Consider the following 11,919-nt stretch of genomic DNA (forward strand, 5'->3'; position numbering starts at 1 on the left):
TGCTGTGTTCAATTTAGGACAGCTAATGAACATCCTATTTGGATGATCACGTAGCTTTTTTGGGACTCAACATTGGTTCTGCGGCTACTGAAGTCAGGGCGGGATCAATGTACGCCTTGCACCTCATTTCGGTCTTCTGAGACTGCATCCAATGACGTCCAAAGCCGACCCTCCGCCAGTCATTGTCAACGCATGGGGCGCGCGAGGCTTTCGAGAATGCGACACTCGCCTACCCTGTCCGAACGGCAGGAATGAAGAAGCTGCCCAAGCTCGCCATGGAGTGACTGCAAATCTAAGATCTTGCGTTCGACATCCTCGAGATGATCCCGCACGATTTGATCAACATCTTCGCAGGGCTTGTCGTCGTGATCGGAAAGCATGAGCAATTCTTTCACTTGCACCATGTTGAATCCCAAGCCTCTAGCCCTACGCACGAAAGTCAGGGTAGCCAAATGGCTGTCGGAATAATCACGGTAGTTACTATCAGTCCTGTCGGCGACGGGCAGAACACCTTCACGCTCATAATAGCGGATGGTTTCCGCCTTGGTGCCGGTGGCTTTGGCGAGTTCTCCGATACGCATCGCTTGACCTTGTAGTTGCTACAAGGTGCATATGTGCTTGCGACTCGAATGTTGCAAGGAGAGCCGCATGGCCAAGTCCTGCTGCCAGACACCGGAACCCGATACCGCTGCGCACAATGAGCCGCGCTGGCGCCGCGCCCTTTGGATCGCGCTCATCGCGAACGCAGCCATGTTCATAGTCGAAATGGTAACGGGTATCGCTGCCGATTCCCGCTCCCTTCAGGCCGACGCGCTCGATTTCTTCGGCGATGCAGCGAACTATGCGATCAGCCTGGGCGTTGCCGGGATGGCGCTCGCATGGCGGGCGAAAGCTGCTCTGATAAAGGCAGCAACCATGCTCGCCTTCGGTATCTGGGTGATCGGCTACGCCATCTATGGCCTCATAGCAGGTGCCGATCCGGAGCCTTCGACGATGGGAATAGTCGGCACGCTGGCGTTGGCGACCAACGTAATCGTCGCACTTATGCTTTTCCGCTTCCGCGAGGGCGATGCGAACATGCGGTCGGTCTGGATTTGCTCGCGCAACGACGCCATCGGGAACATCGCGGTTCTCGGGGCCGCTCTCGGCGTTTTCGGAACGGGTCAGGCATGGCCCGACCTGCTGGTCGCCTCGATCATGGCCGGACTGGCGTTCTGGGGAAGCATCGAGGTATTCGGGCAGGCGCGGCGGGAGCTGGCCCATGAATAGCAATACTATCAGCAGCAGGAATGCATTCCTCGCAGAAGAATACCGACGCGCAGCGAAGGCCGCGAAGGAGCAGAATTTCGAGGAAGCCTGACACCATCTCGAGCGCGCCCACGTGGTCGCTCAAGACCGTTTCGGACCGCACTGCGTCGCGCATTTGCGCATGCTGCGGCTTGCCTGGAGAGTAGGAGACTGGCGGGAGGTCTGCGGTCAGATGTTCAGGCTTGCGCTCGCTCCCCTGGGTAACGCTACAGGAAAGCTGCCGGTCGGAAACACCGGCCGTTCCAATGTCAGTGCTTTCACCCGGATGGAAATAGAGCCGGAGATCAGACGTGTGCTAGGTCTACCAACAAATCGAAATGATGGGTGAAAAAGAAACGCGCTAGAGAGGACTATCGCTTTGTGATGACATCACATTTCCTCGTTCAAAATAGTTCTTCCGTAGTGGAGTTCGCGCTGGTATCGGACACGCGATGACCCGGCTCTTCGCCCGCTCCTTCTTGCTGCAGCTGATCACGCTGTGCACCGCATTCGGTGTCCTGTGGACTCCGGTGGCGGAAGCGGCCGAATGCGCGGGAGAGACTCCGGTCGCATCTCAGCTTGAGCAGCATGACGAGCCGGGCAATGACGACACGGGTCCGGAGAAGCACGGTACCTGTGCGCATGGCCATTGCCATCACGCGTCGCAGGCCGTGGGCCAATCGTCAAAACCTGCTGTGCTCGGCAAGGTTGTAGCGGTGCTCCGGGCGGCCGACCAACCCTGGTCCGCTTCTGGCCTGGCAGAACTGACCACACCCCCTCCTCGAGCCTGACGTTCGCCGCGCGTCGGACCAGTGATCCGACGCCGAACTGAACGTCAGCAGAGGAATAGTCATTCATGTCCGCCATATCGTGGCGAGCAGTCCCCGTCTGGGGACTGATACTCGCCCTGTCCACGGGATCTGCCAGCGCGCAGGCCCAGCGTGTCGTCACGCTCGACGACGCCCTCGAGCTCAGCGGGGTTGCCATTGAGACCGATACCCCCGCCACCAACCCTCGCCTCGTGGGACCCCGCGCGGAATCCGAGGCGGCAGCGGCGCTTGTCGATCAGGCCCGTCTCCGGCCTAATCCCGAAGTGTCCTTCGAGGTCGAGAACCTCGCTGGCAGCGGGGCTTTTTCCGGCCTTCAGGCGACCGAGTATACCCTCTCTGTAGGCCAGCGTCTCGAACTCGGCGGCAAACGTTCCGCCCGTGTCGGTGCGGCTGAAGCCCAGGCGGAACTCGCAGCCCTCAGGGCCGATCTGACCACGGTGGAACTCGGACAATTAGTGCGCGAACGATACCTCAGGGCTGCTGCCGCTGCTGCCCGGGTCGAACTTGCGCAGGATGTGGTCGCGCGCAATGACGAACTGGCGCGCATCGCCGGTGTCCTTGTGGAGGTCGGCCGCGAGCCGCCTCTGCGCGCGCTGAGAGCGGATGCAGCCCTCGCCGAAGCGCGCGCGCATCTGGTCGAGGCCGAGGCGGAGAGCCTGTCGGCCCGGATTGCGCTTGCCGCTCTATGGGCGGGCAGTGAAGCGCCCTTCGTTCCGGCGGATTTTCCGGATATCCTCCCGCCCGCTTCCCTCATGGCCGGGGCGGCCGATAGCCTGACCTACAGGGTTGCGCGTGCCGAGAGCACGGCTGCTGCGGCGGAAATCGAGCGGCAGCGAAGTCTGCGTATTCCCGATCCGACAGTCTCCGCGGGCGTGCGGCGCTTCGGGGAAAGCGGCGATAACGCCTTCCTCGTCGGTGTTTCGATCCCGCTTCCCTTTCGGGATCGCAACCAGGGTAACGTTGCGGCTGCCGAGGCTCGGTTGCGGGCAGCGAACGCTCGCGAAGCCGTAGCCCTCGCGGACTACGAGCAGGCGGTTGCCAGCGCCCGAGCGAAGTATCTTGGTGCCGAAGCGCGCGTCGAGACCCTGTCGCAAACATCGCTCCCGCAGGCGGAGGAGGCGCTACGCCTCGTGAGCATCGGATATCGCAACGGACGTTTCCCCCTGATCGAAGTTCTCGCTGCCGCCGAGGCGCGCGACACGATCCGCGAGGCGCTTATCGCAGCCCGCGAGCAGAGGGGCCTGGCCGCAGCCGAACTGATCGGGCTGGCCGCACAATGAAAGATACATCCATGACACGCAAAAAGCTTGCGATCCTCGTCGGAATCGTAATCGCGATCGGCGCGCTGACGCTGATCTTCTGGCCGACCGCCGAAGTCGACGACCATGCGCAGAAAGAAACGGAGGCGGAGACACCCGAGGGGGTAGTCACGCTGAGCAACGAGCAGATCAGCGAGGCCGGGATACAGGTGGCGGCAGTGCGTTCTGGAGCCGCTGTCGAACTCGTCTTCCCGGCAACGGTCGCGGCACGCCCCACCGCTTCGGCGCGGATCGACGCCCGCGCTTCGGGAGTCGTCCGCTCCGTGGGCAAGACGCTCGGCGACTATGTCTCGCGCGGCGAGATCGTAGCGCGCATCGAGAGCGCGGATGCCGCCGCGCTTGCCTCGCAACTCAGCGCGGCACGGGCCCGGGTGATCGAGCTGTCCTCCGCCTACGAACGCGAACGGCGTTTGTTCGAGGAGAATGTCACGGCCCGTCAGGATCTGGAAGCCGCGCAGGCCAATCTCAGCGTAGCGCGTTCGGAATTGCAACGGGCGCAGGCGGCAGTAGCAGCAGCCGGTGTCAGCGGCGACGGGCGTTCGCTGGCAGTCACCTCACCCCTCGCTGGCAGGATCACCGCGGCACCGATTGTGCTGGGGGCCTTCGTGGATGCCGGCGAAGAACTCTACCGCGTGGTCGATCCCAATGGACTCCAGATCGAGGTGGCACTGCCTTCGGCTGAAGCCTCACGCATCCAACCTGGTGACGAGGCGGTGCTGGTCGTCGGCGATGGCCGCGAAATCGGCGCCCGGGTTCGTTCGGTCACGCCTTCTCTCGATCCGGAAAGCCGCAGTGCCACTGCGGTCCTGTCGTTGTCGCGCGGTGTTCCTGGCCTTCAGCCGGGCGCGTTTCTCCAGGCGCGGATCAGACCTTCGGGTGAGATCGACCGCGACCGCATCGCGGTGCCGGAAGACGCCATCCAGGTGGTCGAGGGGCGCGATGTCGTCTTTGTCCGGACGCAGACCGGGTTCCAGGCCCGCGAGGTCCAAGTCGGAACTCGGTCTGCAGGCATGGTGACGATTCTCTCCGGCCTCCAGGAGGGATGGCGGATCGCTGTCGCCAACGCCTTCCTGCTCAAGGCCGAACTCGGGAAGGAGGGCGCCGAACATGGTCACTGAGACAGGGCTCACACCCGACGTGGGAAGTCACGCCGGTTCGGCCAGCCATCGCCACGGTTTGATCGGGGCCATCCTCGACATCGCCGTGCGGTTCCGCTGGGCGGTCATCGTCCTAACCGTCTTGGCCGCGATCTACGGCGCCATGAACCTTTTGCGCCTGCCGATCGATGCGGTGCCGGACATCACCAACACACAGGTGCAGATCAACACCAGCGTTCCCGCGCTCTCCCCCTCGCAGGTAGAGACGCAGGTGACATTTCCCATCGAGACCGGGCTTGCCGGGATCGAGGGGCTCGAGATGACCCGCTCGATCTCGCGCAACGGCTTCAGCCAGGTCACGGCGATCTTCGAAGAAGGCACCGATATCTACTTCGCACGCAGCCAGGTGAACGAACGGCTCGCCCCGATCGGCGCCTCCCTGCCGGAAGGCGCCGAGCCTACGATGGGGCCGATCTCGACGGGCCTGGGCGAAGTGCTCATGTATACGATCGAATACGAGTATCCGGGAGGTCGCGATGCGCCCAAGGGTGGTCGAACCGGCTGGCAGGCGGACGGGAGCTTCATCACCGAACGCGGCGAGCGCCTCGACACCGAAGTCGCCAAGGCAGCCTATCTTCGCACGGTGCAGGACTGGGTGGTGGCTCCGCTCATGCGCTCCATCGACGGGGTGGCGGGCGTGGACTCGATCGGTGGCTACGAGAAGCAGTTCCTGGTCCAGCCCGATCCTGCTCGTCTGACCGGCTACGGTCTGTCGTTCGACTCCCTGATCGATGCTCTGGAAGCGGCGAACCTCGCCGAAGGCGCAAACTTCGTCGATCGTGCAGGAGAGGCTCTGCTCGTCCGCGTCGATGCGCGGCTTGGGGGCACACAGGACATCGAACAGGCAGTGGTCGCGACCCGCGAGGGCGTTCCTATCCGGATCGGAGATGTCGCCTCGGTTCGCATCGGCGGCGACCTCAGAACCGGCGCTGCCTCGCTCAACGGCGAGGAAGCGGTCGTTGGCACGGTCCTGATGCGCAGCGGCGAGAACAGCCGCACCGTGGCTGCCGCCTCGGCCGAGCGACTGGAAGAAGTCCGCGCCTCGCTCCCTGCCGGAGTGGTCGCCGAGATCGTCTACAACCGCTCGTCGCTGGTCGATGCGACCATCGCCACGGTCGAGAAGAACCTCGTCGAGGGCGCGCTTCTGGTGATCGCAGTCCTGTTCCTGATGCTCGGCAATATCCGGGCAGCGATCATCGCCGCATTGGTCATTCCGATATCCATGCTGATGGCCGCGGTGGGAATGAACAGGCTTGGTGTCTCGGGCAACCTGATGAGCCTCGGGGCACTGGACTTCGGCCTAATCGTCGATGGCGCAGTTATCATCGTCGAGAACAGCGTCGCGCGGCTCGCTGCGAGGCAGCACCGCGAAGGTCGATTGCTCAGCCTCGGCGAACGGCTGACGGAGACACGGCTGGCTGCCCAGGAGATGATCAAGCCGACCGTCTACGGCCAGGCGATCATCCTCTTGGTCTATGCGCCGCTGCTCACCTTCACGGGGGTCGAGGGCAAGACGTTCTCGCCCATGGCCATCACGGTCATGCTGGCACTCGCCTCCGCCTTCGTGCTGTCCCTGACCTTCGTGCCGGCGATGATCGCGGTGCTTCTCAATCGCAAGCTGACCGAGAAGGAGGTCAAGCCCGTTCGGATGGCGAAGGAACGCTATGGCCCGGCGGTGCGCCGCGCCATCGCACGTCCCTGGCCGGTGATCGGGGCGGGCGCCGGGCTCTTCGCCGTAGCGGCTTTCGTGTTCACCTTCCTCGGCAGCGAGTTCACACCGCAGCTGGATGAACGCGACATCGCGGTTCAGTCGCTGCGGATACCGTCGACCTCGCTCGAACGCTCGCTCGCCATGCAGAGACAGGTGGAGGACAGGCTCGAGACCTTCCCACAAGTAGAACTGGTTTTCTCGCGCACCGGCACGGCCGAGGTCGCGAGCGATCCGATGCCGCCGAACGCGTCCGATGCCTACGTCATCCTGAAGCCGCGCGAAGAGTGGCCCGATCCCGACCTGTCGAAGGACGAACTCGTCGCCGAGATGGAGGAATCGCTCAGCGGTCTGGTCGGCAACCTCTACGAGTTCAGCCAACCCATCGAACTGCGCTTCAACGAGCTGATCGCGGGTGTTCGCGGCGACGTAGCGGTCAAGCTCTACGGAGACGACCTCACGGCGCTGACCCGGTCAGCCGGAGAAGTGGCCGGGGTGCTTCGCGGCGTCGAGGGTGCTGCCGACGTCAAGGTCCAGCAGGTCACCGGCTTCCCCACGCTCGACATCGCCTTCGATCGACCGACGATTGCCCGCTATGGTCTGACCGTGGAGGAGGTCGCGCAGTCCGTGGCCATCGCGCTGGGCGGCCGCCCCGCCGGGCTGGTGTTCGAGGGTGACCGCCGGTTCGATGTCGTCGTGCGGCTTGCCGATGCGACCCGGGACGATTTCGATCAGCTCGGCGCTCTGCCCATAGTCCTCGAAAGCGGGGTCACGGTCCCGCTTCGCACGCTGGCGGATTTCCAAGTGGTAGATGGTCTCGCCGAGGTTCGCCGGGAGCAGGGTCGCCGATTGGTGATCGTGTCGGCGAACGTGCGCGAACGCGATCTCGGGTCGTTTGTCGAGGAGGCCCGGGCAGGCGTCTCCGAAAGCGTCGAACTGCCGGCTGCCTCCTACATCGAATGGGGCGGGCAATACCAGAACCTCCAGGCCGCGCAGGCAAGGCTCGCCCTCGTCGTTCCGGTCTGCTTCGCGCTGGTGTTGCTGCTCCTGTTCATGGCGCTCGGCGGATGGGTGCCAGCGCTGGCGGTGTTCAGCGCGATCCCGATGGCACTGGCAGGCGGGGTTTTCGCGCTTGCCTTACGGGGGATGCCGTTCTCGGTGTCCGCCGCCGTGGGTTTCATCGCCCTATCGGGTGTCGCGGTATTGAACGGGCTCGTGATGATGACCGCGATACGCCAGCGGCTCGACAAGGGACTGCCTCTCGATGAGGCGATCACCGATGGCGCATTGGCGAGGTTGCGACCGGTGCTGATGACAGCCTTGGTGGCCTCGCTCGGCTTCGTGCCGATGGCCCTTGCGACCGGCACGGGCGCGGAAGTCCAGCGTCCGCTCGCCACTGTCGTGATCGGCGGATTGATCACCGCAACCGCGCTGACACTCTTCGTCCTTCCTGCCATTGCCCGGCTGGTGCTGCGCGCGAACGGCCAAGATGTCGGATGGCGTGAGAATTGGCGAGCGATGCTCCGGCTCAACCTGACTCGCGCCGAACGCCGCGAATATCCCTCTAGGGAGATCTGAATATATGGCTGACAATCACGATCACGCGCATGGGGTTGCCAAGCTTTTCGGCCTCCCCGTAGAACTGGCCTTCGCACTCCTTTCCGGCATCACGCTGGCGGTGGGGTTTGCGGTAGAGAAGCTGGTGCCCACCGCGCCGCACTGGGTGCCTCTGGCAGGGTATGTCGCCGCCTACTTTTTCGGCGGACTATTCACGCTTCGCGAAGCAGTCGAGAATGCGCTGGCACGCCAGTTCAAGATTGATTCGCTCATGCTCGTCGCGGCGGCGGGGGCGGCGATCCTGGGCGAGTTCGCGGAAGGCGCACTGCTGCTGTTCCTGTTCAGCCTGGGTCATGCGCTGGAAAGTTTCGCCATGGGCCGCGCGAAGCGCGCGATCGACGCGCTGGCCGAACTTGCACCCGAACGCGCGACCGTGCTGCGCGACGGATCGCCGGTCGATGTCGCAGTCGAGGAACTTGTCGTCGGCGACGTCGTGCTGGTCCGTCCCAACGAGCGCCTGCCTGCCGATGGTTTCATCATCAAGGGTCAGTCTGCCATCAATCAGGCACCCGTGACCGGCGAGAGCATTCCGGTCGACAAACGTCCGGTTGAGGATCCTGCCGCAGCGCGCACGGCTGCCGGCGCCGTCGATGCCGTCTCGCGCGCCTTTGCCGGGACCATCAATGGCAGCGGCGCGCTGGAAATCGAGGTAACGCGTAAATCGAACGAAAGCACGCTCAGCAAGGTTGCCGCGCTGGTGGCTGCAGCGGAAACCGAACGCTCCCCCACCCAGCGGATGACCGATAAGTTCGAACGCATATTTGTCCCGCTCGTGCTACTGCTGGCCGCGCTGTTGTTCTGTGCGCCGCTGGTGATCGACGAGCCTTTCAGCGAGAGCTTCTATCGTGCCATGGCCGTACTGGTCGCGGCCAGTCCCTGTGCCCTGGCAATCGCCACGCCAAGCGCCGTGTTGTCCGGCGTCGCCCGCGCAGCACGTGGCGGCGTGCTGGTGAAAGGCGGCGCAGCGCTGGAAGATCTCGGCACGCTAAAGGCCATCGCCTTCGACAAAACCGGCACGCTCACCGAAGGTGAGCCGCGGATAACCGATGTGATCCCGGCTCCGGGAATTGATGAAAATGAGCTGCTGCAAGTCGCCGTGGCAGTCGAGGCGCTGAGCGACCATCCGTTGGCGCAAGCGGTCGTTCGGGATGGGAAAGCGCGTCTGGACGCACCAGCGGATCGTAAAGCCGAGGGTCTGGAAAGCCTGACCGGACGCGGTGTGAAAGCCATGCTCGGCGGTGAGACGGCATGGATCGGCAAGGCGGAGATGTTCGGCGCGGATGGGCTCGAACCGCTCGGCACACCGTCAGCCGATGCCATCGGGACGCTGCGCGATAAGGGGCGCACAACCATGGCCGTGCGCTACGGCGGGCGCGATCTCGGCGTAATCGGGATGATGGATACGCCGCGCGACGGCGCGCAAGAGACGCTGCTGGAACTGCGCAAGCTTGGCATTGAACGGATGCTGATGATCTCGGGCGATCACACCAAGGTCGCGGAGGCTATCGCCGCCGAAGTGGGGCTGGACGAGGCGCGCGGCGACCTGATGCCCGAAGACAAAGTCGCGACTATTGAGGCGCTCAGCCGGGAGGCGAAGGTCGCCATGGTCGGCGACGGAGTGAATGATGCGCCCGCCATGGCGCGCGCTACGGTCGGCATCGCTATGGGTGCCGCCGGGTCCGATGTAGCGCTGGAAACGGCGGACGTCGCACTGATGGCAGACGATCTGCGCCGTCTGCCCTTTGCCGTCGGCCTGTCTCGCAAATCGCGCAGTATCATCCGCCAGAACGTCTATGTCAGCCTGGGCGTTGTCGCTCTGCTGGTTCCTGCGACCATATTCGGCCTTGGGATCGGGCCCGCTGTCGTAATGCATGAAGGATCGACGCTCCTCGTCGTGTTCAATGCGTTGCGACTTCTTCGCTACGATCCATAGTTGAGTTTTTTGCGCTCCGGACAGGCCCGCGTCCCCGCAAGCCAGTAGCAAGCAAGCATCGAACTTAAGAAGATTGTGATGTGACCGCGCCTGTTGCGATTTATCCCGCAATTTCCGATTTTTAAGGATTGCAGGATAAATCGCAAAAACCTTGAAAACTGCCAGCAACCAAGCGGTCAGGCCAGGATCCCTTGCTTGGATCGATGCGAACATATGGGTCGGCCTCGATCGGGCTTATCCAGGCCTCGATCCGTTTGCGATGGTCCCGGCGTAAGACCTCAAGCCCCGTACGCTTCTGCCATCCCGAAATTCAGATCCAGATCGCCCGATTGGACTGTTCGCCTTCATTTAAGCCGCGTCGCTATCCAGGCCTGTACCTCGTCTTCCGCCCAGGCGACCGCATAGCCACCCAGTTGAACGGGCTTCGGAAACTTGCCCTCGGCCATCCAACGGTAGATCGTCGAACGGCCAAGCCCGACGCGGTGCTGAACCTCGGGCAAGCGGATGAGCCGCGTCACACGCCGGGTCTCGGTTGCTCCCTTGTCGATCTCCCTACCCACGATGACCTCCTTCTGCACCGGCGAAGACTTCGCCGAGTAGCGCGTCCTTGCGCTCGAGCTCATCGATGTGGTCGGAAAGCAGCCGTGCGACGCGATGCGCGGTGCCCTTGGCCCAGCGCGGCTTCACGTCGTGAATCTGGTTTCCCAGGACACGTTCGAGCGCTGAAGGCAGTTCACCGGAAAAGTCCTCGAAGAACTGCGCGAGGTCCGATTGCAGCCACGCAATCGCGTGATCACCGCTACTGACGAGGAAGAGGAGCAGGTGCGCATGAGGAGCGACGCCGCTCGCGGCAAGAATGCGCAAGGCTTCTCCGAGGCTGGCCGAGCGCTCGCCGGCAAGGATGCGGCGCAAAGCGTCCTTATGGATCTGCGTATCGCGCGCGATGTCGCAGCGGGCGCGGCCGCTGGCTTCGACGGCAGCCAAAAGCAGCCGGGCGAGGTCGGCGCGAACCTGTTGTTCGGCAAAGAGCGCCATGTTGGTCATCGACGAATCCTTTTCTCCAGAGGTGGTCGACTCACCGGCTAACCGCGAAGGAAGCCTGTAGGAAAAAGAAAAGAACATCTAGAGAACATGGAGGAAGGAACGAATCAGCTTCCTTCAGTGATTCGCGCAAATTCCGGTCGCGTTCACGCGCATCGCGGCACGCTTCGCGCCAAAGCCGGCACAGTCGGCGCTGATCCGCGATCAACCTGCGCGAATCCCGTCCATCGCACCACCCGATGTCACTTTTCGCTTGGTCGGCAGCCCCAAAATCCAGTTCCCGATTTCCTACAGCCCGGCTCCGGGGAGAGGAAAGAACATACAGCGAACGCATCGCTGGCTGATGTTCAATCCCTCGGAGTTTCCATCCATGACCACCAAGACTGCCCTTTCGGCCCAGCAACTCACGCCCAACCGTGCACGGGGCCGCGACTACATTCTTCCCACCTGCGTGGCGCTGGCCTGCGCCGGTGCCGCCTTTGCCGGCGCCGACACCACCTTCGATCCCGCGCTGACCAAGTTCACCGACTTTCTCGAAGGCTCGGGCGGCAAGATCATCACCGTGCTCAGCCTCGCGGGCGGTCTGATCGGTCTCGCCTCAGGGCGCTTTTCACTCGGCCAGGTCGCAGTCCCGGTCGGCGTCGGGATCGGTGTCGGCACCGGCGTGCCGATCGTCACCTCGGTCGTGACCGCGGTCATCTGATCAGCGGATCCGGTCACGACAGGAGGGCGGCATGGCCGACAGGTACCTCGTTCCACGGCGGCTCGACGACCCGGAGCTCATCGGCTTCTGGACCATCGACGAGTTTGCAGGGATTCTCATTCCCTTCGCCTGGGGCATTCTCTCGCAGCATATCTTCATCGGTATCGGCCTGGCCGCCGGGGCCTGGCTTGCCTTGCGGAAGGCAAAGGCACGCGGCGCCGGTTCGGCACTGGTGCATGCTGCGTACTGGTACCTGCCCGGGAGCTTTCTCGGGCTGAAAGCCACGCCGCCCTCCCACTGCCGCCTGATGGCGGGCTGAGGGAG

General features: G+C 63.5%; 11 protein-coding genes and 1 pseudogene. 9 read left to right on the forward strand and 3 right to left on the reverse strand.

Translation table 11 applies throughout. The annotated features are described in order from the left end of the window. Positions 1-185 precede the first annotated feature (185 nt). Positions 186-581: a MerR family transcriptional regulator gene (locus WAB17_RS04260; protein ID WP_109808969.1), complete on the reverse strand. Its 396-nt coding sequence runs from the start codon at positions 579-581 to the stop codon at positions 186-188. Positions 582-648: 67 nt separating this feature from the next. Here WAB17_RS04260 and WAB17_RS04265 point away from each other — a divergent pair, with 67 nt between their 5' ends. The 7 genes and pseudogenes from WAB17_RS04265 (at position 649) to WAB17_RS04295 (ending at position 9,851) form a co-directional block, all read left to right on the forward strand. After that, a complete protein-coding gene (locus WAB17_RS04265) occupies positions 649-1,269 on the forward strand; it encodes a cation transporter (RefSeq protein WP_109808968.1) in 621 nt (206 codons plus the stop codon). 103 nt (positions 1,270-1,372) lie between these two features. Next, positions 1,373-1,636 (forward strand): annotated as a pseudogene (locus WAB17_RS04270) (DUF3703 domain-containing protein); the annotation flags it as partial. A 103-nt stretch (positions 1,637-1,739) separates the two neighbouring features. Further along, positions 1,740-2,078 (forward strand): hypothetical protein, encoded by a 339-nt coding sequence (locus WAB17_RS04275; RefSeq protein ID WP_435418784.1) that lies wholly within the window; start codon positions 1,740-1,742, stop codon positions 2,076-2,078. 65 nt (positions 2,079-2,143) lie between these two features. Then, the gene (locus tag WAB17_RS04280; protein ID WP_109808965.1) at positions 2,144-3,397 is read left to right on the forward strand and encodes a TolC family protein; all 1,254 of its coding nucleotides are present in this window, start codon (positions 2,144-2,146) and stop codon (positions 3,395-3,397) included. Positions 3,398-3,408: 11 nt separating this feature from the next. Then, complete coding sequence (locus WAB17_RS04285; RefSeq protein ID WP_435418785.1) at positions 3,409-4,554, forward strand: efflux RND transporter periplasmic adaptor subunit; 1,146 nt, start codon at positions 3,409-3,411, stop codon at positions 4,552-4,554. A gap of 58 nt (positions 4,555-4,612) precedes the next feature. Continuing rightward, a complete protein-coding gene (locus tag WAB17_RS04290) occupies positions 4,613-7,879 on the forward strand; it encodes an efflux RND transporter permease subunit (RefSeq protein WP_145961024.1) in 3,267 nt (1,088 codons plus the stop codon). 4 nt (positions 7,880-7,883) lie between these two features. Continuing rightward, a complete protein-coding gene (locus WAB17_RS04295) occupies positions 7,884-9,851 on the forward strand; it encodes a heavy metal translocating P-type ATPase (RefSeq protein ID WP_435418786.1) in 1,968 nt (655 codons plus the stop codon). A gap of 344 nt (positions 9,852-10,195) precedes the next feature. Here the strand turns inward: WAB17_RS04295 and WAB17_RS04300 are convergent, their stop codons facing one another. Both WAB17_RS04300 and WAB17_RS04305 read right to left on the reverse strand, forming a co-directional pair. Further along, a complete protein-coding gene (locus WAB17_RS04300) occupies positions 10,196-10,411 on the reverse strand; it encodes a helix-turn-helix transcriptional regulator (protein ID WP_435418787.1) in 216 nt (71 codons plus the stop codon). Then, positions 10,404-10,895: a hypothetical protein gene (locus tag WAB17_RS04305; protein ID WP_061921330.1), complete on the reverse strand. Its 492-nt coding sequence runs from the start codon at positions 10,893-10,895 to the stop codon at positions 10,404-10,406. Before WAB17_RS04305 ends, WAB17_RS04300 begins: the two co-directional genes overlap by 8 nt. 367 nt (positions 10,896-11,262) lie before the next feature. On the opposite strand from WAB17_RS04305, the gene WAB17_RS04310 reads away from it, so the two are divergent. Beyond that, positions 11,263-11,595, forward strand: coding sequence for a hypothetical protein (locus WAB17_RS04310; RefSeq protein ID WP_435418788.1), 333 nt, complete (start codon positions 11,263-11,265; stop codon positions 11,593-11,595). Between the two features lie 31 nt (positions 11,596-11,626). After that, positions 11,627-11,914 carry a type IV conjugative transfer system protein TraL gene (gene traL / locus WAB17_RS04315; protein WP_435418789.1) on the forward strand — a complete coding sequence of 96 codons (288 nt, stop codon included), beginning with the start codon at positions 11,627-11,629 and terminating at the stop codon, positions 11,912-11,914. The last annotated feature ends 5 nt before the right edge of the window (positions 11,915-11,919 follow it).

It is taken from the genome of Parerythrobacter aurantius (genome assembly GCF_045291475.1).
In the GTDB taxonomy this organism is placed as follows: domain Bacteria; phylum Pseudomonadota; class Alphaproteobacteria; order Sphingomonadales; family Sphingomonadaceae; genus Parerythrobacter; species Parerythrobacter aurantius.